Source organism: Streptomyces sp. 8N706, from assembly GCF_052245415.1.
In the GTDB taxonomy this organism is placed as follows: domain Bacteria; phylum Actinomycetota; class Actinomycetes; order Streptomycetales; family Streptomycetaceae; genus Streptomyces.
In genome coordinates this window covers 12,487-34,797 of the sequence record NZ_JBQQBW010000021.1, presented here as the reverse complement: position 1 = coordinate 34,797, position 22,311 = coordinate 12,487, and the positions used below count along the sequence as shown (strand labels likewise).

The 22,311-nt window shown below is 71.0% G+C and carries 18 protein-coding genes and 1 tRNA gene; 11 read left to right on the top strand and 8 right to left on the bottom strand.

Annotation, left to right across the window (positions count from 1 at the left end):
- Positions 1 to 49: 49 nt before the first annotated feature.
- The 3 genes from ACTWQE_RS10965 to ACTWQE_RS10955 form a co-directional block, all read right to left on the bottom strand.
- The gene (locus tag ACTWQE_RS10965; RefSeq protein ID WP_443328677.1) at positions 50 to 487 is read right to left on the bottom strand and encodes a CBS domain-containing protein; all 438 of its coding nucleotides are present in this window, start codon (positions 485 to 487) and stop codon (positions 50 to 52) included.
- Positions 466 to 939, bottom strand: coding sequence for an SRPBCC family protein (locus ACTWQE_RS10960; RefSeq protein ID WP_443328676.1), 474 nt, complete (start codon positions 937 to 939; stop codon positions 466 to 468). The genes ACTWQE_RS10965 and ACTWQE_RS10960 overlap by 22 nt, the downstream gene beginning before the upstream one ends.
- Positions 940 to 1,099: 160 nt before the next feature.
- Positions 1,100 to 2,020 (bottom strand): hypothetical protein, encoded by a 921-nt coding sequence (locus tag ACTWQE_RS10955; RefSeq protein WP_443328675.1) that lies wholly within the window; start codon positions 2,018 to 2,020, stop codon positions 1,100 to 1,102.
- A 370-nt stretch (positions 2,021 to 2,390) separates the two neighbouring features.
- Here ACTWQE_RS10955 and ACTWQE_RS10950 point away from each other — a divergent pair, with 370 nt between their 5' ends.
- The 10 genes from ACTWQE_RS10950 (at position 2,391) to pyk (ending at position 16,621) form a co-directional block, all read left to right on the top strand.
- The gene (locus ACTWQE_RS10950) at positions 2,391 to 3,191 is read left to right on the top strand and encodes a S1 family peptidase (protein WP_443328674.1); all 801 of its coding nucleotides are present in this window, start codon (positions 2,391 to 2,393) and stop codon (positions 3,189 to 3,191) included.
- 285 nt (positions 3,192 to 3,476) lie between these two features.
- Positions 3,477 to 3,839, top strand: a complete 363-nt coding sequence (locus ACTWQE_RS10945) for a chorismate mutase (protein ID WP_443328673.1) — start codon at positions 3,477 to 3,479, stop codon at positions 3,837 to 3,839.
- Between the two features lie 285 nt (positions 3,840 to 4,124).
- A complete protein-coding gene (gene pepN / locus ACTWQE_RS10940) occupies positions 4,125 to 6,677 on the top strand; it encodes an aminopeptidase N (protein WP_443328672.1) in 2,553 nt (850 codons plus the stop codon).
- Between the two features lie 586 nt (positions 6,678 to 7,263).
- The gene (locus ACTWQE_RS10935; protein WP_443328671.1) at positions 7,264 to 8,685 is read left to right on the top strand and encodes a pyridoxal phosphate-dependent decarboxylase family protein; all 1,422 of its coding nucleotides are present in this window, start codon (positions 7,264 to 7,266) and stop codon (positions 8,683 to 8,685) included.
- Positions 8,682 to 10,076: a lysine N(6)-hydroxylase/L-ornithine N(5)-oxygenase family protein gene (locus ACTWQE_RS10930; RefSeq protein ID WP_443328670.1), complete on the top strand. Its 1,395-nt coding sequence runs from the start codon at positions 8,682 to 8,684 to the stop codon at positions 10,074 to 10,076. The genes ACTWQE_RS10935 and ACTWQE_RS10930 overlap by 4 nt, the downstream gene beginning before the upstream one ends.
- 199 nt (positions 10,077 to 10,275) lie before the next feature.
- Positions 10,276 to 10,977, top strand: a complete 702-nt coding sequence (locus ACTWQE_RS10925; protein ID WP_443328669.1) for an SIMPL domain-containing protein — start codon at positions 10,276 to 10,278, stop codon at positions 10,975 to 10,977.
- 366 nt (positions 10,978 to 11,343) lie between these two features.
- Positions 11,344 to 12,747, top strand: coding sequence for a lysine N(6)-hydroxylase/L-ornithine N(5)-oxygenase family protein (locus ACTWQE_RS10920; RefSeq protein WP_443328668.1), 1,404 nt, complete (start codon positions 11,344 to 11,346; stop codon positions 12,745 to 12,747).
- Complete coding sequence (locus ACTWQE_RS10915; RefSeq protein ID WP_443328667.1) at positions 12,744 to 14,492, top strand: IucA/IucC family protein; 1,749 nt, start codon at positions 12,744 to 12,746, stop codon at positions 14,490 to 14,492. The genes ACTWQE_RS10920 and ACTWQE_RS10915 overlap by 4 nt, the downstream gene beginning before the upstream one ends.
- A complete protein-coding gene (locus tag ACTWQE_RS10910; RefSeq protein ID WP_443328666.1) occupies positions 14,489 to 15,040 on the top strand; it encodes a GNAT family N-acetyltransferase in 552 nt (183 codons plus the stop codon). The genes ACTWQE_RS10915 and ACTWQE_RS10910 overlap by 4 nt, the downstream gene beginning before the upstream one ends.
- 147 nt (positions 15,041 to 15,187) lie before the next feature.
- A complete protein-coding gene (pyk, locus tag ACTWQE_RS10905) occupies positions 15,188 to 16,621 on the top strand; it encodes a pyruvate kinase (RefSeq protein ID WP_443328665.1) in 1,434 nt (477 codons plus the stop codon).
- Positions 16,622 to 16,894: 273 nt separating this feature from the next.
- Here the strand turns inward: pyk and ACTWQE_RS10900 are convergent, their stop codons facing one another.
- Both ACTWQE_RS10900 and ACTWQE_RS10895 read right to left on the bottom strand, forming a co-directional pair.
- Entirely contained in the window at positions 16,895 to 17,683 is a 789-nt protein-coding gene (locus tag ACTWQE_RS10900) for a helix-turn-helix domain-containing protein (RefSeq protein ID WP_443328664.1), read from the bottom strand.
- 87 nt (positions 17,684 to 17,770) lie between these two features.
- Positions 17,771 to 17,854: transfer RNA gene (locus ACTWQE_RS10895), tRNA-Leu, on the bottom strand.
- Between the two features lie 91 nt (positions 17,855 to 17,945).
- Here ACTWQE_RS10895 and ACTWQE_RS10890 point away from each other — a divergent pair.
- Positions 17,946 to 18,590 carry an ANTAR domain-containing response regulator gene (locus tag ACTWQE_RS10890; protein ID WP_443328663.1) on the top strand — a complete coding sequence of 215 codons (645 nt, stop codon included), beginning with the start codon at positions 17,946 to 17,948 and terminating at the stop codon, positions 18,588 to 18,590.
- A gap of 85 nt (positions 18,591 to 18,675) precedes the next feature.
- On the opposite strand, the gene ACTWQE_RS10885 is transcribed toward ACTWQE_RS10890, so the two are convergent.
- From ACTWQE_RS10885 to ACTWQE_RS10875, 3 genes are read right to left on the bottom strand one after another with little or no spacing between them, the layout of a single operon-like run.
- The gene (locus ACTWQE_RS10885) at positions 18,676 to 19,392 is read right to left on the bottom strand and encodes an ABC transporter ATP-binding protein (RefSeq protein ID WP_443328662.1); all 717 of its coding nucleotides are present in this window, start codon (positions 19,390 to 19,392) and stop codon (positions 18,676 to 18,678) included.
- Positions 19,389 to 20,576, bottom strand: a complete 1,188-nt coding sequence (locus ACTWQE_RS10880) for an ATP-binding cassette domain-containing protein (RefSeq protein WP_443328661.1) — start codon at positions 20,574 to 20,576, stop codon at positions 19,389 to 19,391. The genes ACTWQE_RS10885 and ACTWQE_RS10880 overlap by 4 nt, the downstream gene beginning before the upstream one ends.
- Positions 20,573 to 22,309, bottom strand: a complete 1,737-nt coding sequence (locus ACTWQE_RS10875; protein ID WP_443328660.1) for a branched-chain amino acid ABC transporter permease — start codon at positions 22,307 to 22,309, stop codon at positions 20,573 to 20,575. Before ACTWQE_RS10875 ends, ACTWQE_RS10880 begins: the two co-directional genes overlap by 4 nt.
- Positions 22,310 to 22,311: the final 2 nt, after the last annotated feature.

The window sequence follows — 22,311 nt, the reverse complement described above, 5'->3', positions numbered from 1 at the left end:
TTCCCGTCGGGAGCCCGGGCCCGTACCGGCGGCCCCGGAAACGCCCTGGCTAGTAGGCGTAGACCCGCTCGACGAACTCCGCGAGCATCTCGTCGGGGATGTTCCTGGCGAGGTTGGCCTCGCTGATCATTCCGACCAGACGGTGGTCGTTCCGTACGTCGATCACCGGGAGGCGCTTGATCTGGTGCGTCTCCATCAGCTGCAGCGCCTCGGTGATCGGGGCGTCCGCGTCGATCCAGAACAGCTCCCCGGCGAACTCGCCGGCCTTCACCCTCGCCGGGTCCTTGCCCTCGGCGCAACAGCCGACCACGATGTCGCGGTCGGTGATCATGCCTTTGAGCCTGTCGTCCTCACCGCAGATGGGCACGCATCCTACGTCCAGGTCGCGCATCATCCGTGCGGCGTCGAGAAGTGTCTCGTTCTCCCCGACGCACTGGGTGCCGGCATGCATGACGTCGCGGGCCCTCATGGTTTCTGTCGTAGCCATGGCTCGTGTTTCCCTTCCGTGGGCTCGTTTTCGGCCAGGTCCTTGAACTGCCGCAGGTCGTTGCGTACGAGTCGTTCGATCGCACTCGCCTGCGCGAATCCCTTCGGTCCGCCGAATTCCTCCTTCACCGTGTCCGGGTCGTACTCCACCCGGACCTGGACCCGGGTGTGCCGGGGGTCGAGCGGCAGGACGGAGAACGTGCCCGCCAGATGTGGCGCGCCGTTCATGGTGCGCCACATCATCAACCGACCCTGGCCGCGGTCGAGTATCTCGGCGTCGAGCTCGTAAACCCGGTCACCGGCATGGATGTCGAGGTGCGCCCGGTGCCTGCCCGCCGTGCGCGCCTCCCGTACCCCGCCCATGAACCGTGGGTAGTCCTCGACGCGGTGAAGGAACTCCCAGGCAACCTTCGCCGGGACGTCGATGTCGATCTGCTCTTCGAGCGTGCTCATCGGAGACCTCCAACCTGCCTTCCAGGTTGCTCCGCCCCGGGAGGGGACGCGAATCGGCGCCCCGGCCGGGCCGTGCGGCCTCGCGGGGCCGCGCCCGCTCCTGCCGGCGCGCCGTATTCGCCCAGCCCACATGGGGTGCTGCCGACGGCCGGGCCGCTGCTCAGGTGTCGCAGTCGAGCACCGTACGGCACAGCCCGCAGCGCGCCCGCACCCTTCCTCGTACGGGCACCCGGATGCGCTGATGGCAGGTGGGGCAGGGGAAGGTCACCCGCAGCTGGGCGTGCCCCTCGAAGGCGTAGCCGCCGACGGGCGGGGGAGTGCCCGGTGTGCCGCCGTCGTGCGGATCATGGAGCGGCCGGCCGTCCTTGGCCGCCCGGCGGTCCCGTGCGTACCGGCGGCGCCCGACCCAGCCGCAGGCGGTCAGCGGGGGCTGCTGCCCGTCACGCCGCGCCAGTGCCAGCCCGGCGTTGTACGCGGTGTACGCCTGCGGGCTGGTGAACCAGGGAGCCGGGTCGTCCCCGAAGGCCAGGGCCCGCTTGGCGAGGACATAGCCGAACTCCTCCGGTGTGAGATACCCCAGCTTCTGTGAGGACACGGCGTCCTCGCGGAAGGCGTCCAGCAGCAGCCAGCCCGCGCCGAGGTAGGTCGTCGCGGTGTCCGTCAGGATCTCGTTGTCGCGCGTGCCGGGGAAGGACAGGTCGAGGCGGTGCAGATAGATGTGCATCACCTCGTGGGCGAGGGCGGCGCCGATGTCCTGGCGGTGGGTCCTGAACCGGCTGTTCAGTTCGATGAAGTATTCGGGACCGGCGGTGAGTTCGATGTTCGCGGCGTGGTGCATCTCGCGGAAGCTCACGATCATGCGGGCGTCCGGCAGCCGCAGATGCCGCACCATCGCGCGGGCGACCCGCTGCACTCCGAGATAGAGATCGTCGGCGTCGGCGAAGGCGACTTCCGCGGGCAGGACGCTCGCCGGGAAGCTGCGCACGGTGTCGTACGACAGCCGCTTGTAGATCGCGGTGATGGACGACCGCACGGTCTCGATGTGCGGATAACCGTGCACCACGTCGCTGCCCGTTCCCACATCTCAACTGTACGGTCGGCCGGATCTTGCCGGGCGTGCCGACGGGAGCGAGTGGCTCCGGGCCGGGGCGCGCCGGGTGGGGGGCAGCTCCGGGCGGGGGTGCACCGAGTCGCTGGGGCCGGGTGCGCCGGTGGGTCCGGCGCGCGGTTGGCCTGAAATCAGCTGTGGCAGTGGCTTGTTGGTGACCCTTGTCACCTATGTCACTCGCTCCACATAATCCAAAGGCGCTTTTGCGGACTCACCCCCTGGGGTCCGGACCCCCTGCGGTGCGCTGCCGTCGCTCAACGGAACTCTTTCGGCGGTCTTCTCCGGATTCTGGTTTGGCATGGGCCTGCCAAGCGTGCAGGAACCCCCCACGAAAGGACTTCCGTTGAAGACCCTCGTCAAGACCCTCAAGAGATCCGCCGCGGCCGGCGCCGTCGTGCTGGCCGCCCTCAGCCTCCAGCCCGGCAGCGCGCAGGCCCAGCCGGCCCCCGGGCCGGGCGCCGCACCTCCGGTCGTCGGCGGCAAGCCCGCAGCCAAGGGCGAGTTCCCCTGGATGGTGCGCCTCTCCATGGGCTGCGGCGGCGCCCTCTACACGCGGACGATCGTCCTCACAGCGGCCCACTGTGTGGACGGCTCCGGGGCCGACACCAGCATCACCGCCACCGCGGGCGTCGTCGACCTCCGCGACTCCGGCGCCGTCAAGGTCAAGTCCACCCGGGTCCTCCAGGCGCCCGGCTACAACGGCACGGGCAAGGACTGGGCGCTGATCAAGCTCGCCCAGCCCATCGACCTGCCGACCCTGCCGATTGCGCAGACCACCGCGTACGACAAGGGCGACTTCACGGTCGCGGGCTGGGGTGCGGCCGGCGAAGGCGGCGGCCAGCAACGGTATCTCCTCAAGGCCACCGTGCCCTTCGTCGACGACGCCACCTGCAAGAGCGCGTACCCGGACCTGGTGGCGGGCGAGGAGATCTGCGCCGGATTCATGGAGGAGGGCGGGGTCGACACCTGCCAGGGCGACTCCGGCGGTCCCATGTTCCGCAAGGACGACACCGGCGGCTGGATCCAGGTCGGCATAGTGAGCTGGGGCGACGGCTGCGCCCGTCCGGGCAAGCCCGGCGTCTACACCCAGGTGAGCCGCTTCACGTCCGACATCAGGGCCGGCGCGGGCCAGCTCGGCGGCTGACCGCGGCGACCGGCCCGGCCGCCCCGTTGCGGCCGCACGGGCAGTGATCCGGCGTTCCCGCCCGCCCGCGCGAGGGTGCGGGCGGGCGGGAACGCCCGGTCGTGCACCCCGTCGCCCCGCTCCCCGCGCCAGGCGCTGCCGGGCCGCGGTGTCCGCGGGGATGCGTACCGTACGGGTGGCCGGGGTGTGCCGTACGGGTGGCCGGTCCGTGCCCCTGACCGGCGGCGCTCCTGTTACCGTGACGCAATGTGCCTCCGCAGTGATGCGTAACGGGAGACCCGCTCGATGACCGATCAGTCCGTCACCACCCCCGCCGTCGACGACGAGGCCGTCCGGGCCGAGCTCGAGCGGCTGCGCAACAGCATCGACAACATCGACGCGGCGGTCGTCCATATGCTGGCCGAGCGCTTCAAATGCACCCAGCAGGTCGGCCACCTCAAGGCCACCCACCAGCTCCCGCCGGCCGACCCGGCCCGGGAGGCCCGCCAGATCGCCCGGCTGCGGGAGCTCGCCGAGAGCGCGAAGCTCGACCCGGCGTTCGCGGAGAAGCTGCTGAACTTCATCATCGCCGAGGTCATCCGCCACCACGAGACGATCGCCAACGGCGCCGCGAGCGGCAAGGGCGGGCAACTCTCCGATCGCGACTGACCCCCTCGCGACTGATCCAGGAGACTCGCACCGTCCGGGCCCGCGGGCGACGCGGCGCGCCCTCTCCGTCTCGAAGGGCGGACCTTGTCGTCCGAGGCCTCGAACACGTCGGCGGCGCGCCCGACGGAGGTGATGCGGCACTCGCCCGGCGCGGTGTCGAGAGCCCGGTCCCGGACACCCGGCGCCGATTACCCGGCGTGGGTCCCGAAGGCGCCTCGCACCCGTTGTGTTCGGCTCCCCCACGGCCCCTGCGCCGCCGGCAGGGCATACGGCAGCATGGCAGCCATGTCCGTACTGACACGCGACGAGGCGCAGACCCGAGCTCGTCTTCTCGACGTCCACCGCTACACCGTCGACCTCGACCTGACGCGCGGCGACGAACTGTTCGGCTCGACAGCCGTCATCCGCTTCACCGCCTCCGCACCCGGAGACACCTTCGTCGACATCAAACCCGCCGCCGTGCACCGGGTCGTGCTCGACGGACAGGACCTCGACCCCGCCGCGCTCGACGGCAACCGGCTGCCGCTCACGGCACTGACCGCCGGCGAGCACGAGCTGCGTATCGAGGCGGACATGCGCTACTCCCGCACCGGCGAGGGGATGCACCGCTTCACCGACCCCGCCGACGGCGAGACCTACGTCTACACACAGTGCTTCCTGGACGACGTCCAACGGGTCTTCGCCGCCTTCGACCAGCCCGACCTCAAGGCCGTCTTCGAACTCGCCGTCACCGCGCCCCCCGGCTGGACCGTCCTGGGCAACGGCATCGCCGAGCGGGCCGAAGGGCAGGACGGCCGCTGGCACATCGCCGCCACCCCGCACATCAGCACCTACCTCGTCGCCGTCGCCGCCGGCCCCTGGCACTCCGTACGGACCGAGCACGCCGGTCTGCCCTTCGGCCTGCACACCCGCCGCTCCCTCGGTCCCCATATGGACGCCGACGCCGACGAGATCCTCGACATCACCCGCCGCTGCTTCGACCGCTACCACGAGAAGTTCGCGGAGCCCTACCCCTTCGACTCCTACGACCAGGCGTTCGTCCCCGAGTTCAACTCCGGAGCCATGGAGAACCCCGGACTCGTCACCTTCCGCGACGAGTTCATCCACCGCTCCGCCGTCACCGACACCGAGCGGCAGACCCGCGCCATGGTCATCGCCCACGAGATGGCCCATATGTGGTTCGGCGACCTGGTCACTCTCCGCTGGTGGGACGACATCTGGCTGAACGAGTCCTTCGCCGAGTACATGGGCTACCGGACGCTCGACGAGGTCGCTCTCGCGGAGAACGGCGGACACACCGCGCCCCGGTGGTGCCGTACCACCACCTGGACGGAGTTCGGCGTCGCGCGCAAGAGCTGGGGCTACGACGCCGACCAGCGCCCCTCGACCCACCCGGTCGCCCCCGCCCCCGAGGCCGTGCCCGACACCGCCTCCGCCCTGCTCAACTTCGACGGCATCTCCTACGCCAAGGGGGCCTCCGCCCTGCGCCAACTGGTCGCCTGGCTCGGCGAGAAGGACTTCCTCGGCGGCATCAACGACCACATCGCCCGGCACCGCTTCGGCAACGCGACGCTCGCCGACTTCATCGACTCCCTCGCGCGCGCCTCCGGCCGTGACGTCCACGGATGGGCCGAACGATGGCTCCGCACCACCGGCGTCGACACCCTCACCGCCGAGGTCGGGACGGACGGGGACGCATGGCGGCTCGCCATACGTCACAGCGGCGGCCGGCCGCACCGTATCGCCGCGGGCGCGTACGTCCACGCTCCGGCCGAGCCCGGAAAGCTCGCCCTCCGCGAGCGCTTCGACCTCGACATCCCCGGGGACGGCGACCCCGGCCCCCTCACCTTCACCGGGCCCCGCCCCGACCTGCTCCTCCTCAACGACGGCGACCTCGGATACAGCAAGGTCCGCCTCGATCCCGGCTCGTGGGACACCGTTGTCCGCTCCCTGTCCGGACTGCCCGACCCGCTCAGCCGCGCCGTCCTCTGGAACGCCGCCCGCGACATGGTCCGCGACGGCGAACTCCCGCCCGCCGCCTACCTCGACACCGCCCGCGCCCACCTCCCGCAGGAGACGGAGACCGCGATCGTCCACGGCGTGCTCGCCTTCGCGCGCACCCATGTCGCCGACCGCTTCCTGCCGCTCGACGCACGGCCGGTCGCCCTCTCCACCCTCACCGCGATCTGCCGCGACCTGCTCCGGCTCACCGAGGACGGATCGGCGCCCGGCCTGCGGCTCACCGCCGTACGGACCTTCATCGACAGCTCCGTCGACTCCCACAGGCTCCGCGACTGGCTGGCGGCCGGCGCGGTGCCGGGCGGGCCGGAACTCGACCCCGAGCTGCGCTGGCGGGCCCTCGGCAGGCTGGCCGTCCTCGGCGGGGCGACGCCCGCCGACATCGAGGCCGAACTGGACCGGGACCCCAGCGCCACCGGGCAGGTGGGCGCCGCCCGCTCCCGGGCCGCCCTCCCCGACCCGGAGGCCAAGGAGGCCGCCTGGAAGTCGATGTTCGCGGGCGACGAGCTCTCCACCTACCTCGTCATCGCCACCGCCGAGGGCTTCTGGCACCCCGAACAGCACGATCTCGTAGCGGATTACGTGCCCCGCTACTTCCCGGACGCCGTCGCCGTCTCAGCACGCCGCGGCCCCGCCATCGCCGAGGTGATCGGGCGCTACGGCTTTCCCGCGGACCGGGCGGACGCACGGACCCTGCGCCTGGGGGAGGAGTGCCTGCGGAGCGGCGAACCGCTCCCGGCGCTGCGCCGCAAACTCGTCGACCAGCTCGACGACCTCCGGCGGGCCGTACGGATCCGCGAGACCGCCGGCGGTCACTGACCTCACCGGCCCCGCGCGGCGGAGTACGGGCAAGCCGCCTCCACGGAGGCCGCGCTCTCCCGGCGAGCCCACCAGCACCCCGGGCGGGGCCGCCCGTACCCGTCGCCGGTACCCGGGGCGTGTCGTGCCCGCGGGGGCCGTTGGCCGTATCCCGGGGCGAGGCCCGTCCCGTGGGGGTCGTCGCCGGTATCCCGGGGCGAGTCCGTCGGGGCCGTGGGGCCCGTATCCCCGGCGAGTCCGTACCCCCGCAGCGGATCGCCCATGGCCCGCGGCGCGGTCCGTACCCCTGGCCCGACCCGCCCATGGCCCGCAGCCGGTCCGTACCCCCGGTCCAGCCGTCCCCCGAGGCTTCCGGGGCCGTGCCCTCATGGCCCGGCTTCCCTTCGGTGGCGCGCCCCTGCGAGTTACGGTGTTGACGCCCTGAGGCACCCGGTCGTCCATTATCAGTCCATGGGGGTACGGCGCCCACGCCCGGCTCCGCTGTACCCCTTTCGGGTCCGATCACGGCGCCGACCGGGTGTCACCGGGCATCCCCGCCCAGACTGTAGTGCGGCCGACGGCCGACGCACCTCCCTAAGGACTGACCATGCCCATGCCACCCGACGGCACCCCCACCACGCCGCTCGCCGGAGGCGCGGACGGGCCGCGGCAGTTGCGTCCGCTCCTCGACACCGTCCTCGAAGCCCTCTCCACGGGCACCGCCGCCCGCGGCGGACCGTTCCCCGCCGGCGGCCCCGAGGCCGTCGCCCACCGGATGAAGACTGCGGCCGAGCCCCTCATCCCCGAGACCGGCATCGGGGCCCATCCCGCCCTCCGCGCGATCGTCCACGCGGTGGCGGAAGGCGCCCCCGACCCCGCCGACCCGCACTGCGCCGCCCATCTCCACTGCCCGCCGCTCGCCCTCGCCACGGCCGCCGAACTCGCCGCCGCGGCCCTCAACCCCTCCATGGACTCCTGGGACCAGGCCGCGGCCGCGTCCACCCTCGAAGGGCTCGTCTGCCGTGGTCTGGCCACCGAGGTCTTCCCGCACGGCAGCGCGCCCGACGCGCTCGTCACCACCGGCGGCACCGAGGCCAACCAGCTCGCCGTACTGCTCGCCCGAGAGCTGAGCAAGGACCAGGGCCCCGTGCAACTCGTCTGCGGCGCCAACGCCCACCACAGCATCGACCGCGCCGCCTGGCTCCTCGGCCTGCCCCGGCCCGTCGTCATCCCCACCCCGGCGGGCCTCGTCAGCCCCGCCGCCCTCGACGCCGCCCTCGGCCAACTGCGCGGCCCCCTCCTTGCCGTCGCCACCGCGGGCACCACCGACACCGGCGAGATCGACCCCCTCCCGCAGCTCGCCGACGTCTGCGCCGCCCACGCCACCCGCCTCCATGTCGACGCCGCCTACGGCGGTCCGCTCCTCTTCAGCACCACCCTCCACAACCGCCTCGACGGCCTGCCGCGCGCCGACTCCGTCACCCTCGATCTGCACAAGCTGGGCTGGCAGCCCGTCGCCGCGGGCCTCCTCACGGTCCCCGACAGCGCGGTTCTGGCCCCCCTCGAGCACCGCGCCGACCACCTCAACCCCGACGACGACACCGAAGCAGGCATCCCCGACCTCCTCGGCCGCTCCCTCCGTACGACCCGCCGCCCCGACGTCCTCAAGATCGCGGTCACCCTGCGCGCCCTCGGCCGCACCGGACTGGCCGAACTCGTCGAGCACTCCTGCGCCGCCGCCCAGCGGCTCGCCGACCTCGTCGAGGCCCACCCCGAGTTCGTGCTGTACGAGCGGCCGACGCTCAGCACCGTCCTGTTCCGGCCCGAAGGCGCCGACGACGACCGCGTGGCCGCCATCCGCCGTGACCTCCTCACCGAAGGACGCGCCGTCCTCGGCCGCGCCCGCGCCACGGACCACCGCGACGGCACCCAACGGCTCTGGTTCAAGGCGACCGTCCTCAATCCGCACACCCGGCCGCCGGACCTGGAAGCGCTGCTCAAGATCGTGGAAGGAAGTACCGCGCGATGACCACCGATAGCGATCAGCCACTGGACCTCGTGGGCATCGGCATCGGCCCGTGCAACCTCTCCCTCGCCGCTCTCGCCGACGGCGTCCCCGGCGTGACGGCCGCCTTCTACGACCAGCGCCCCGCCTTCCAGTGGCACCCCGGCCTCCTCGTCGAGGGCGCCACCGTGCAAGTCCCCTTCCTCGCCGACCTGGTCACCATCGCCGACCCCGCCAACCCCTGGTCCTTCCTCAACTACCTGCGGACCCGCGACCGGCTCTTCCCCTTCTACGTCGCCGAGCGCTTCCACATCCAGCGCGCCGAGTACGACGCCTACTGCCGCTGGGTCAGCGAGGAGCTGCCCGGACTGTACTTCGGGCACCAGGTCGACGCCGTCCGGTGGGACCCCGAACGCGCCCTCTTCGAAGTCGACTTCACCCAGCTCGGCCCGGACGGCGAGGCCGAGGCCCTCGGCCGCAGATACGCCCGCAACCTCGTCCTGGGCGTGGGCACGGAGCCCTATGTCCCCGAGCCGCTGCGCCCGCTCGCCGACGCCCCCGCCGTCCCCGTCATCCACTCCTCCGACTACCTCGCCCACCGGGACCGGCTGCTCGGCGGAGACCATCTCACCGTGATCGGCTCCGGCCAGTCAGGAGCCGAGGTCTTCCTCGACCTGCTGCGGGCCCGGCCCGCCGGCCGTGAGCGGCTGACCTGGCTGGCCCGGACGCCCGCCTTCGCGCCCATGGAGTACAGCAAGCTCGGCCTGGAGCAGTTCACCCCCGACTACACCCGGTTCTTCCACGGCCTCGCCCAGCCGGTGCGCGACCAGCTCCTGCCGCAGCAGTGGCAGCTCTACAAGGGCGTCGACCACGACACCCTCGCCGCCATCCACGACGAGCTCTACCGGCGTACCCTCCACGGAGGCTGGCCGGACACCGTCCTCACCCCGGGTGTCACCGTGCGCACCGCCGGACGCGTCGCGACCACCAAGGTCGAACTCCACCTGGAACATGGCCAGCAGGGCACCCGCAGCCGGCTCACCACGGACGGCGTCGTCCTCGCGACCGGCTACCGCGAGAGCCGCCTCGACACCGTCCTCGGCCCCCTGGAGGGGTATCTGAGCCGGGACGGGGCCGAGCGGCCGCAGATCGACGAGCACTACCGGCTCGTGCTGGACCGTACCGTCAAGGGCTCGGTGTACGTCCAGAACGCCGAGCGGCACACCCATGGCGTCGGAGCGCCCGACCTGGGGCTGATGGCCTGGCGCAGCGCCGTCATCCTCAACTCGCTGACGGAGAGAACGGTGTACGCGCTCCCGTCGCGGACCGCGTTCACGACCTTCGGTCTCGAACCGGGACGGGGGAGCAGGGAGATCCCCGGCCAGCGGGACCGCCACGTCCGTACCCGGGTCTGAACCTCCCGCCGGGGCCGTGGTGCACGGCGGACCTCCCGCCGGGGCCGTGGTGCACGGCGGGGACGGACGCCGGTGCGCGGATCCGGGCACGTGCCCGGACCGCCACGCACCCGTGCCCTCCGTATCGGCACCCGGAACCTTCAACCCGTTTCCCTTCGGTGACGGATGTGTGTCCGGCCGCCCTGCCACAGTGGGCGGTATGACAACACCCACGCCCACCCCGTACGGCACCCCCGACAGCCCGCGCGTCGCGGTCCGCGGCGAGGCCCGGCTCGAAGTCGACCCCGAGATCGCCAGGATCGGCATCACGGTCAACGCCCGCGGCACGGACCGGAAGGCGGCGCTCCAGGACCTCACCCGGCGCAACGCCGCGGTCCTCGACCTCGTCAAGTCCTACGGCGAAGCGGTGGAGAAGCTGGAGACCGGGGCCTTTGTCATCACGCCCCAGCTGACCCACAAGGGCCGTGGAGAACGGATCCGGGCCTACCACGGACGGGTCCATGTGACCGCCACCCTCACCGACTTCACGGCGCTCGGCGAACTCGCCACCCGTCTCGCGGACCTCGAACTCACCACCGTCCAGGGCCCCTGGTGGGCCCTGCGCCCGGACTCGCCCGCCCACCGGGACGCCCGGCAGCAGGCCGTACGGGAAGCGGTGCAGCGCGCCCGGGAGTACGCCGCCGCGCTGGGCGCCCGGCTGGTGGCCCTGCTCGAACTCGCCGATGAGGGGGCGGAGAACCTCGCGCGGCCGGCGCCGCCGGGGCTGGGCTCGATGCGGTCACGAGGCCACGGAGGCGCGATGGAAGCCGCCGAGGCCCCGCCTCTGGACCTCGAACCGCAGCGCCAGACGGTATACGCCCACGTCAATGCCCGCTTCACCATGTCACCCCCGCAGCTCTGAACACGGCCGGACCGCCGATCCGACACCCACCGCGCCCATCTGACAGGGCAGTTGCCTGCTCATCGGGGCCGCTGTGCCGGGCGGCGCCGCGTCCTGGCAGGGTACGGGCCACGTCCGGCGTACCCCCGGCGGCCACGCCGGGGGCGTAGTCGACCCGCCGTCAAGCCTGCTGCTCCGCCAGCCAGTTGAGTAGTGCCGGGCCGCTGTGCGTATTGGATGGTGTGAGGTGCTATGTAAAGAAAGGCGAGGCTACCCTTACTGGCGGTGACGGCTGTGGAACGCCTCACAGACCCGCCCTTTCAGGCAGCCCCGCTCATGACGCACTCCGTCAGCAGGACTGAGCAGCCCACGCACGGGAGGACCCGAATGACGTCGCCCGGACACCCGTCCACCCCCGACGAGCCGCCCCTGGACCTGCTCGGGATCGGCGCCGGCCCCTTCAACCTCTCGCTCGCCGCCCTGGCCGACGGCACACCAGGACTGACCACCGCCTTCCTCGAACAGCGCACCGGCTTCCACTGGCACCCCGGCCTGCTGATCGACGGCGCCACCCTCCAAGTCCCTTTCCTGGCCGACCTCGTGAGCCTCGTCGAGCCCAGCAGCCCCTGGTCCTTTCTCAGCTACCTCAAGAGCCGCGGCCGCCTCTTCCCCTTCTACGTCGCCGAGCGCTTCCACATCCCCCGCACCGAATACGACGCCTACCTCCGCTGGGCCAGCGCCGCACTGCCCACCGTCCGCTTCGGCCACCGCGCCGACGTCGTCAGCTGGCACCCGCGACGCCAGGCCTTCGAGGTCGCCTTCACCCGCCTCGCCGAGAACGGCGACACGGAGGGGACCGGCCGGCTCTTCGCCCGCAACCTCGCGCTGGGCATCGGCACCGCGCCGTACATCCCCACCCCGCTCCGCCCCCTCGCCGACGACCCCCGGGCCCCCGTCCTGCACTCCGCCGACTACCTCCCCCACCGCGACCGGCTGCTCGCCGCCCGCCATGTGACCGTCGTCGGCTCGGGCCAGTCCGGCGCCGAAGTCCTGCTCGACCTGCTGCGGGCCCGCCCCGCCGGCCGGGAAGGACTCACCTGGCTGGCCCGGACGCCCGCCTTCGCGCCCATGGAGTACAGCAAGCTCGGCCTGGAGCAGTTCACCCCCGACTACACCCGCTACTTCCACGGCCTGCCCGAAGCCACCCGGGACCGGCTGCTGCCCCACCAGTGGCAGCTCTACAAGGGCGTCGACCACGACACCCTCGCCGCCATCCACGACGAGCTCTACCGGCGCACCCTCCACGGCGGCTGGCCCGATGTCGCCCTCACCCCGGGCGTCGAGGTCCGCACCGCAGAAACCACCCGCGGCCGTATCGAACTCGGTCTCGAACACGCCCAGCAGGAGACCACGGGCCGTCTCACCACCGACGCCGTCGTCCTCGCCACCGGCTACCGCGAACGGCCCCTCGACGGCCTCCTCGCCAAACTCAACGACCACCTCGTACGGGACGACGCCGGCCGCCCCCAGGTGGACCGCGAACAGCGCCTCGTCCACGACGGCACCCTCGGCGGCTCCGTCTTCGTCCAGAACGCCGAACGCCACACCCACGGCGTGGGCACCCCCGACCTCGGCCTGGCCGCCTGGCGCTCCGCCGTCATCCTCAACGCGATCGCCGGCCGCGACATCCACCCGCTGCCCCCGCGCACCGCCTTCACCACCTTCGGCCTGGACGGGACCACCCCCCTGCCGGCCACCTCCCGGGCCGGCGCAGAGAAAGAGAACCCATGACCCCGACACCGCAGGACCGTCCCGCGTCCGGCAGGCCCCGGCACCGGACCCCCGCGGAAGCGGCCGACACCGCCGCGACCCAGAACCTCCTGCGCTGCTGGATACGCGAGACCGGCGTCGCCCGCCCCACCGACGGGGTCCTGCGCCTCCCCCTGCCCGCCGCGGGCACCGCCCTCCACACAGCCGTCCTGCACTGGTCCGCCGCGGGCTGGCACCGCTTCGGCCCCACCGTGCTGCCCACCGGCACCCCCGCACCCGCCACGCTCGTCGCCGCGCTCCTCGCCACCGAGGCCGCCGCGGGCGACCCCACCGCCGTCGCCGACCTCACCGGCCGCGTCACCGACTCCGTACAGCGCGTCGAGGAATTCATCCGGGCCCGCGCCCAGGAACCCCGGGACCCGGCCGGCACCACCGACTTCCTCGCCGCCGAGCAAGCCCTCCTCACCGGCCACCCCCTGCACCCCACACCCAAGAGCCGCCACGGCCTCACCGACGCCGAGGCCGCCCGCTACTCGCCCGAACTCCGCGGCGCCTTCCCCCTGCACTGGTTCGCCGCCGACCCCAGCGTCGTACGAGGCGACTCCGCCCTCGACCGCACCGCACAGCAACTCCTCGGCGAACTCGCGGGCGACACACTCGCACCACCCCCCGGCACCACCCTCGTCCCCGCCCACCCCTGGCAAGCCCAGGACATCGTCCACCGCCCCGCCGTACGCGCCCTCCTCGACGCCGGACTGCTGCACGACCTCGGACCCGCGGGCCCCGCCTGGTCACCCACCTCCTCCGTACGCACCCTCTACCGGGCCGACGCGCCCGTCATGCTGAAGTTCTCCCTCGGGCTGCGCATCACCAACTCCCGCCGCGAGAACACCCGGACCGAACTCCACCGCGGACTCGCCGTCCACCGGCTCCTCGACGCAGGGCTCGGCGCCGCACTGCGCACCGCACACCCCGGCTTCGACATCGTCCGCGACCCCGCCTGGATCGCCGTCGACGCCCCCGACGGCCCCACCGGTCTCGACGTCGTCATCCGCGACAACCCCTTCCCCGACCGCCCGGACACCCACCACGCCGTATGCGTCGCCGGACTCCTCGCCGAACGCCCCGACCGGCCCGACCACCGCTCCCAGCTGGCCGCCATCGTCCACCGGCTCGCCGGACGCACCGGCCGCTCCGTACCCGACGTCGCCCAGGAGTGGTTCGACCGCTACCTCCGCACCGTCATCACCCCCGTCCTGTGGCTGTACGCGACCTACGGCCTCGGACTCGAAGCCCACCAGCAGAACACCCTCGTCACCCTCGACGAACACGGCTGGCCCACCGGTGGCCGCTACCGCGACAACCAGGGCTACTACTTCTCCCCGGCCCGCACCCCGGCCCTCCACCAGTGGGCCCCCGGCATCGGCCGCGACCTCGGCACCTACGTCGACGACGCCGTCATCGACGAACGCCTCGCCTACTACCTCGGCATCAACAACCTCCTCGGCCTCATCGGAGCCATCGGCTCCCAGGGCCTCGCCGACGAGCACGACCTGCTCCACCGCGCCGACGCCGCCCTGGCCGCCCTCGCCGACACCCACGGCGCACGGCTGCGCCTCGCCACCACCCTGCGCCACGCCCCCACCCTCCGCTGCAAGGCCAACCTGCTCACCCGCGTCCGCGGAATGGACGAACTCACCGGCCCGCTCGAGACCCAGTCCGTCTACGTCGACATCCCCAATCCGATCGCGGAGGCGACCCCTTGATCCGCCAGCACACCGCCGTCGCCGAGGCCCAGCTGCCCGCAGGCACCTTCACCCTGTGCCCCGTCGAACCCGCCACCGACGCGGGACTCGTCCACGCCTGGATGAACGACCCCGCCGTCGCCCGCTACTGGGAAATGGCCCGGCCCGTCGAACACATCGCCTCCTACCTGCGCGGACAGATCGCGAGCATCCGCTCCACCCCCTACCTCGGACACCTCGACGGCATCCCCATGAGCTACTGGGAGCTCTACCGCGCCGACCTCGATCCGCTCGCCGACCACTACCCGGCCGAACCGCGCGACGCCGGTGTCCATCTGCTCCTCGGTCCCTCCGAATACCGTGGCCGCGGGCTCGGCGCGGCACTGCTGCGCGCCGTGTCCGACTGGCAGCTGCGGATCGATCCCTACGTCGGACGGGTCGTCGCGGAGCCGGACATCCGCAATACCCGATCGGTCCGCGCATTCGAGCGCGCGGGATTTCAGATGAATGGACAACTCGACCTTCCCGACAAACGCGCCGCCCTCATGGTCCGTGAGCGCCCCCAATGACGGCGCCGGGACGCTCCGACCGCTATTCCGCTCATCGGAGCGGACCCATGCACTTTTCAGCACTTGTCAATAAGGCTTCATGTAAAGGCCGTTGAGTAGTCATGCGCAGCCAATTCTCTACCGGCGAGTAAGTCTTAGGCTCGACTCATGCGCCGAGCAAAAATCGTCTGCACCCTGGGCCCAGCCACCGACTCGTACGACCAGATCAAGGCACTGGTCGAAGCCGGAATGGACGTAGCCCGCCTCAACCTCAGCCATGGCACCTATGCCGACCACGAGGAGCGGTACCACCGGGTGCGCAAGGCCTCCGAGGACATCGGCCGAAGCGTCGGCGTCCTCGCCGACCTTCAAGGCCCGAAGATTCGCCTCGGCAGCTTCCGCGAAGGACCCGTACTCCTTGAACGCGGAGACCAATTCACCATCACCGTCGAAGACACCGAAGGCGACCGCGACATCTGCGGCACCACCTACAAAGGCCTCGCCGCCGACGTCACCCGCGGCGAGCGCATCCTCGTCGACGACGGACGCGTCACCCTCGAGGTCACCAACGTCGACGGCCCCCGCGTCAACACCCTGGTCGTCGAAGGCGGCCTCATCTCCGACCACAAGGGACTCAACCTCCCCGGCGTCGCCGTCTCCGTCCCCGCCCTGTCCGACAAGGACGTCGCGGACCTGCGCTGGGCGCTGCGCACCGGCGCGGACATCATCGCCCTCTCCTTCGTCCGCAGCGGCCGGGACATCGAGGACGTCCACCGCGTCATGGACGAGGAGGGCCGCCGGCTGCCGGTCCTCGCGAAGATCGAGAAGCCTCAGGCGGTCGACAACCTCCAGGGCATCGTCGACGCCTTCGACGGCATCATGGTCGCCCGCGGCGACCTCGGCGTCGAGATGCCGCTGGAGTCGGTGCCGGTCGTCCAGAAGCGCGCGGTCAAGCTCGCCCGGCGCAACGCCAAGCCGGTCATCGTGGCGACCCAGATGCTCGACTCCATGGTCGACGCCTCCCGGCCGACCCGCGCCGAGGCCTCCGACGTGGCCAACGCCGTCATGGACGGCACGGACGCGGTGATGCTCTCGGGCGAGACCAGCGTGGGGAAATACCCCGTCGAGACGGTCAGGACCATGGGCCGTATCGTCGCGGCGGCCGAGGAGGACATGCTTGCCAAAGGCCTCCCGCCCCTCACCGAGCACAACAAGCCCCGCACCCAGGGCGGCGCGGTGGCCCGTGCGGCGGCCGAGATGGGTGACTTCCTGGGCGCGAAGTTCCTGGTCGCCTTCACCCAGTCCGGCGACACGGTCCGCCGTCTCTCCCGCTACCGCTCTCCGATCCCCGTCCTCGCCTTCACCCCGGAGTCCTCGACCCGCTCCCAGCTCAATCTGTCCTGGGGTGTGGAGACCTTCCTCGGCCCGACGGTCGACTCGACGGACGAGATGGTCCAGCAGGTGGACGAGCAGCTACTGAAGATCGGCCGCTGCCAGAAGGGCGACGTGGTCGTGATCACCGCGGGCTCCCCGCCGGGAGTCCCCGGCTCCACGAACCTGGTCCGCGTCCACCACATCGGCGAGGACGACTACCAGCGGTAGCGCCCTGTCCGGGCGATCTTTTCCGGCCGCGACTGCCCGGACTCCGTCGGGATGGGGCCCCGGCGAATGCCAGGGAGAGCACCCCGAGCTACGGCAACCCCCTGCCTTCGACCATGGGGCCCACCAGTGGTCGCCGGGGGAGTAACCCCACACTGACCGATCGGAGCCGTCCGAGTTGCCCGGGGCTTCGGCAGCGGCCCCTCCCTGGCATTTGGGGGCGTGGGCGCTGGTCCTCGAAGGACGCCGGACAGGGGCCTGAGCCCCCGGGCCGGATCAGTACTTCGGCCCGATATGCCGGTCCATCAGCGCGACCGAGGCGCGCTTGGCGACGGAGATGTTCCACGGCACGCCGTTCCGCAGGAGCGTGGTCCACTCGACTCCGACTCTGGTGAGGGTGTCGGTGCAGAGCTCCCGGATGTCGTCGGACTTGTTGGTGAAGAAGTACCGAGGGTATTCATAACGCTTCCGCTCTCCGCCGACGAGGCGCGTCGTCCAGTTCGTCACCCGGCACCCGTCGGAGTGGATGAGACCGCGGATGAATTCCCAGGGGTGCGTGTCCACGATCTTTTGCTGCCAGGTCTCGAGAGCGATGCTGCGCTCATGCTTCCTGCCCTCGCCGTGCTGGGGGAACAAGCACCATAAGTGTTTGGAATAGACCTTCACATTGCGACAGCCGGTTTTGCGGACACGGCAGACGGAATTGTCCGGAAAGACCGCGCGCATCGCTTCCTCGCATGCGTTCATCAGGCCGGGCCAGGTCTCGCTGCAGGCGATCATGAGACTGGGGGCGCGATGCTCCGAGTGCTGGATGATGTGCCCATCGCCGAGATAAAGGCCGAGCAGATACGAGTAGGCTGCTTCGTCGAGTTCGCGGCCGTCGCATCGCGGGCACTTCGGTTGATGGCGCCCTGGACACTGCCCCCGCCGGGATCGTTCGATGTGGAGCCAGTAGCCGACGGTTCCAACGGGTACACGGAGCTGCCGTGCGACGTCGGCGTTCTTGACGCCGGAATGGAGAAGGGCCAAGGCCATCTGGCGAACTTCAGTACCATGTGTCTGCATGGAATAACTCTGCGCGACTCATCGTGTCCGCGTGGAGCGAATCGGTGCATTTCACGAGAACGTGAGAATCCGCTTCAAAAGGAAAAGTGCCGGGTATGGGATTCGAACCCACACGTCCTTTCGGACAGAGGCTTTTGAGGCCTCCGCGTCAACCAATTGCGCCAACCCGGCCTGTCGCGCCGCGGTTAGCTTACCGTGTGGGAGCCGCCGCCGTCGCGCAGGTAGGCTCGTGGGGCACCACCTGCCTGGAACGAGGAGTCCCGTGAGCGCCGCCGAGCCCGAGCAGCCCGTCGCCGACGAGCAGTCGCACGTCCCCCCGCTGACGACCCGGGTCGTCATCGCCGAGGACGAGGCCCTCATCCGTCTCGATCTCAAAGAGATGCTCGAGGAGGAGGGCTACAGCGTCGTCGGCGAGGCCGGGGACGGGGCGAAAGCCGTCGAGCTGGCCCGCGAGCACCGGCCCGATCTGGTGATCCTCGACGTCAAGATGCCGATCCTCGACGGCATCTCCGCCGCCGAGAAGATCGCCGAGGAGAGCATCGCCCCGGTCCTGATGCTCACCGCCTTCTCACAGCGCGAGCTGGTGGAGCGGGCGCGGGACGCCGGTGCGATGGCGTACCTCGTGAAGCCCTTCAGCAAGAGCGACGTCGTGCCCGCCATCGAGATGGCGGTGTCCCGGTTCACGGAGCTGAGGACGCTGGAGAAGGAGGTCGCCGACCTCTCGCAGCGCCTGGAGACCCGCAAGCTCGTCGACCGGGCCAAGAGCATCCTGCAGACGCAGTACGGGCTGACGGAACCCGCCGCCTTCCGGTGGATCCAGAAGACCTCCATGGACCGGCGGCTGTCCATGCAGCAGGTGGCCGAGGCCGTGATCGAGGACGCCGAGGAGAAGAAGCAGGGGCAGTAGCCCCGCGCCGGCGCAGCCGGAGGACACACGGAGGGGCCCGCACCATACGCATACGGTGCGGGCCCTCTCCGTGATGTGACGCCCGTCAGTCCTCGCCGAGGTACGCCTTGCGCACGGACTCGTCGTGGAGCAGCTTCTGGCCCGATCCGGACAGAACGATCTTGCCGATCTCCATCACATGGCCGTGGTCGGCGAGCGACAGCGCCGCCTGGGCGTTCTGCTCGACCAGCAGGATCGTGGTGCCCTGGGACTTCAGCTCGGAGATCGTCGCCATGATCTTCTGCATCATGATCGGCGAGAGTCCCATCGACGGTTCGTCGAGCATCAGCAGCTTCGGCCGGCACATCAGCGCCCGGCCCATCGCCAGCATCTGCTGCTCACCGCCCGACAGGGTGCCCGCCGCCTGGTTGCGGCGCTCGCCGAGGATGGGGAAGAGGTCGTACGCCTTCTGGATGTCCTTGGCGATCCCGTCCGTGTCCTTCCGGAGGAAGGCGCCGAGCTGGAGGTTCTCGGCGATCGTCAGCCGGGGGAAGATATGGCGTCCCTCGGGCGAGTGGGCCAGGCCCAGCGCGACGATCTTGTGGGCGGGGACTCCGCTCAGTGGCTTGCCGTCGAAGCGGATCGCGCCGCCGAGCGGTTTGAGCAGCCCTGACAGGGTGCGCAGCGTGGTGGTCTTGCCTGCGCCGTTCGTCCCGATGAGGGTGACGACCTGGCCTGCGTCGACGCTGAACGAGATGCCCTTGACGGCTTCGATCTTGCCGTAGGCGACCCGGAGGTCCTCGACTTCGAGCAGTGCGGTCACTGGCCGCCCTCCTTACGGGCGTTGGTGCTGGGGTCCTCGTCCGGTGCCTCGGAGGTGGCGCCGTCCGCGGTGTCGGTCGTGGCGTCGTCCGGGGTTTCCGCCGGTGCCTCGTCCGGTGCCTCGTGTGTGGCCTCGGCCGTGGCTTCGTCCGAGGTTTCGTCCGAGGCCTCGGCCATGGCTTCGACCGGTGCCTCGTCCGACGCCTCGCCCGGGGCGTCGGCCGCGGTTTCGTGCGCGGTTTCGCCCGGGGCGTCGGACGAGGCCTTGTCCGGGGTTTCGGCCCGTGCCTCGTCCGCGGCCTCGGTGGGGCTCGCTGCTTCCGCCGCTTCCTCGGCGGCCTCGACCTCGGCGGCTTCCTCGGCGCCCGGTTCGCCTTCGAACGGCGTTCCGATGTAGGCGGCGATGACGCGCTCGTCGCTCTGCACGACCTCGGGGGTGCCCTCGACGAGCTTCTGACCCTGGACGAGTACGGCGACCCGGTCGCAGAGGTTGAAGATGAAGCGCATGTCGTGCTCGATGACGAGGACGGCCGTGCCCTGGTCGCGGATGGCGAAGACCAGTTCTTCGGTGGCCCGGGTCTCCTGGGGGTTCATGCCCGCGGTGGGTTCGTCGAGGAGCAGCAGGCCGGGGTCGCTGGCGAGGGCCCGTGCGATTTCCAGCTTGCGTTGCTCGCCGTAGGGGAGGTTGCGGGCGAGGTGGTCCTTCTTGGCGGCGAGGCCGGTGAATTCCAGGAGTTCCATGGCCCGCTTCTCGGAGGCCTTTTCGGCTCGTTTGAAGCCGGGGCCGCGGAGGAGGGCGGACCAGAGGCCTTCCTTGGTGCGGGTGTGGCGGCCGACGAGGACGTTTTCCAGGACGGTCATGTTGGCGAACAGCCGGATGTTCTGGAAGGTGCGGGCGACGCCGGCCTTGGTGACGAGGTGGGGTTTGGGTGGGAGGACGGTGCCTTTGTAGGTGACCTTGCCTTCGGTGGGGATGTAGAGCCCGGTGAGGCAGTTGAAGAAGGTCGTCTTGCCGGCGCCGTTGGGGCCTATGAGGCCGACTATTTCGCCGGGGCGGACTTCGAGGTCGACGGAGCGTACGGCGGTGAGTCCGCCGAAGCGCATCGTGACGTCGGTCGCGCTGAGCACGGGTCCGTCGGCGGGGGTCTTGACCGGGGTGGTGTCGGTGGTGGTCATATCGGTCACGCCTCCGCCTTGGTGATGCCGACGGCCCCTTCGGGCAGGCGTTGTTCGGGCACGTCGAGTTGTCCGGTCTCGTGGAACTCGAGCTGTTTCCTGCGGTCGGCGATCAGGCCCTCGGGGCGGTAGCGCATCAGCAGGATGAGGGCGAGCCCGAAGAAGAGGAGCTGGTAGTCGGCGAGGAATTGCAGCTTCGCGGGGATGAGGTAGAGGAGTGAGGCGCCGAGCAGGGGGCCGCTGATGGTTCCCATGCCGCCGAGGATGACGGCGGCGAGGAGGAACGCGGAGTTGGGCGGGACGGGCCCGGCGAAGACGTACTGCTCGGGTACGACGGTGTAGGAGACGTGTGCCTGCACGGTTCCGGCGACTCCGGCGAGGGTGGCGCCGAGGGCGAAGGCGATGAGTTTGACGGGGAAGCCGTTGATGCCCATGGCGGTGGCGGCGGTCTCGTCCTCGCGGATGGCGACCCAGGCGCGTCCGATGCGGGAGTTGCCGGCCCGGCTGAACACCAGGACGACCAGGGCGGTGACGAGGAGCATCAGCAGGAAGTAGCTGGCGAAGGGCGGGATTTCGAGGCCGCCGACGGCGTGGGTTTCGCCGAAGTCGTATCCGAGGACGACGAGGTCGGGAATGTTGGGGATGCCGTTGGGGCCGTTGGTGATCTGGGGTCCGGAGACGCCGTCGAGGTTGCCCATGGCGATGCGGAAGATCTCTCCGAAGCCGAGGGTGACGATGGCGAGGTAGTCGCCGCGCAGTCGCAGGGTGGGGGCGCCGATGACGACGCCGAAGACGAGGGACGCGGCGGCGCCGGTGAGGACGGCGGCCCAGAAGGGGAACTGGACGTCGAAGACGGACGCGGTCGATCCGCTGACGAGGGCGGCGGTGTAGGCGCCGACGCCGAGGAAGGCGACGTATCCCAGGTCGAGGAGTCCGGCGAGGCCGACGACGACGTTGAGACCGAGGGCGACGGTCGCGAAGATGAGGATGTTGACCCCGACCAGGGTGTACTGGTCGTTGCTCTGGGTGAGGGGGAAGACGGCCGCGGCGGCGAACGCCGCGCCGAGGGTCACCGAGCGGTGCTTGGCGGTCAGGGCGGAGAGCCGTGCGAGGACTCCGGCCTTGATGAGGGCGAGGACTCCGAAGACGACGAGGATCATGTAGCCGACGAAGAGCTCGGGGTCCTCGGTGCCGATGCCGTAGGTGAAGACATGGAGCCCCGCGCCGAATCCGGCGACGATGATCAGGATCTCGGCCCAGGAGGGGAGGGGGCGGGCCGGGGGGAGGGCGCGCCCGGTGCTTGCGCCGGAGGGGAGGCCGAGTGCGCCGAGGGCGGCGACGAGCGAGGCGGCGGCCGCGGCGTAGGCGCCGGGTTCGAGGTTGACGAGGCCGCCGAGCTCGACGGAGATCGCCGCCACCGTGAACCAGGTGGTGCCGAAGGTGCCGAGGGCGAAGTAGCGGACGGCGTGGCTGCCGCCGGCGGGGTTGAGCCAGCCGAGGCCGCGTACGCCGTGGCCGGAGACGGCGTAGATCAGGGTGAGCAGCGCGCCGGTCAGGGTGAGGACTTGGAGGCCGCCGGGGTAGCCGGTGACGGTGAGGTCGCCGGGGAAGTCGGCCGTCCAGGTCCAGGCAAGGAAGGTGGACGCGAGGGCGAGTACGGCTCCGGCCGCGGTCAGGGTCCGTGCGAGGCCGGTGGGCAGCGGGATGACCGGGGTGTTCTCGGTGGTCTTCAGGGTGCTCATCG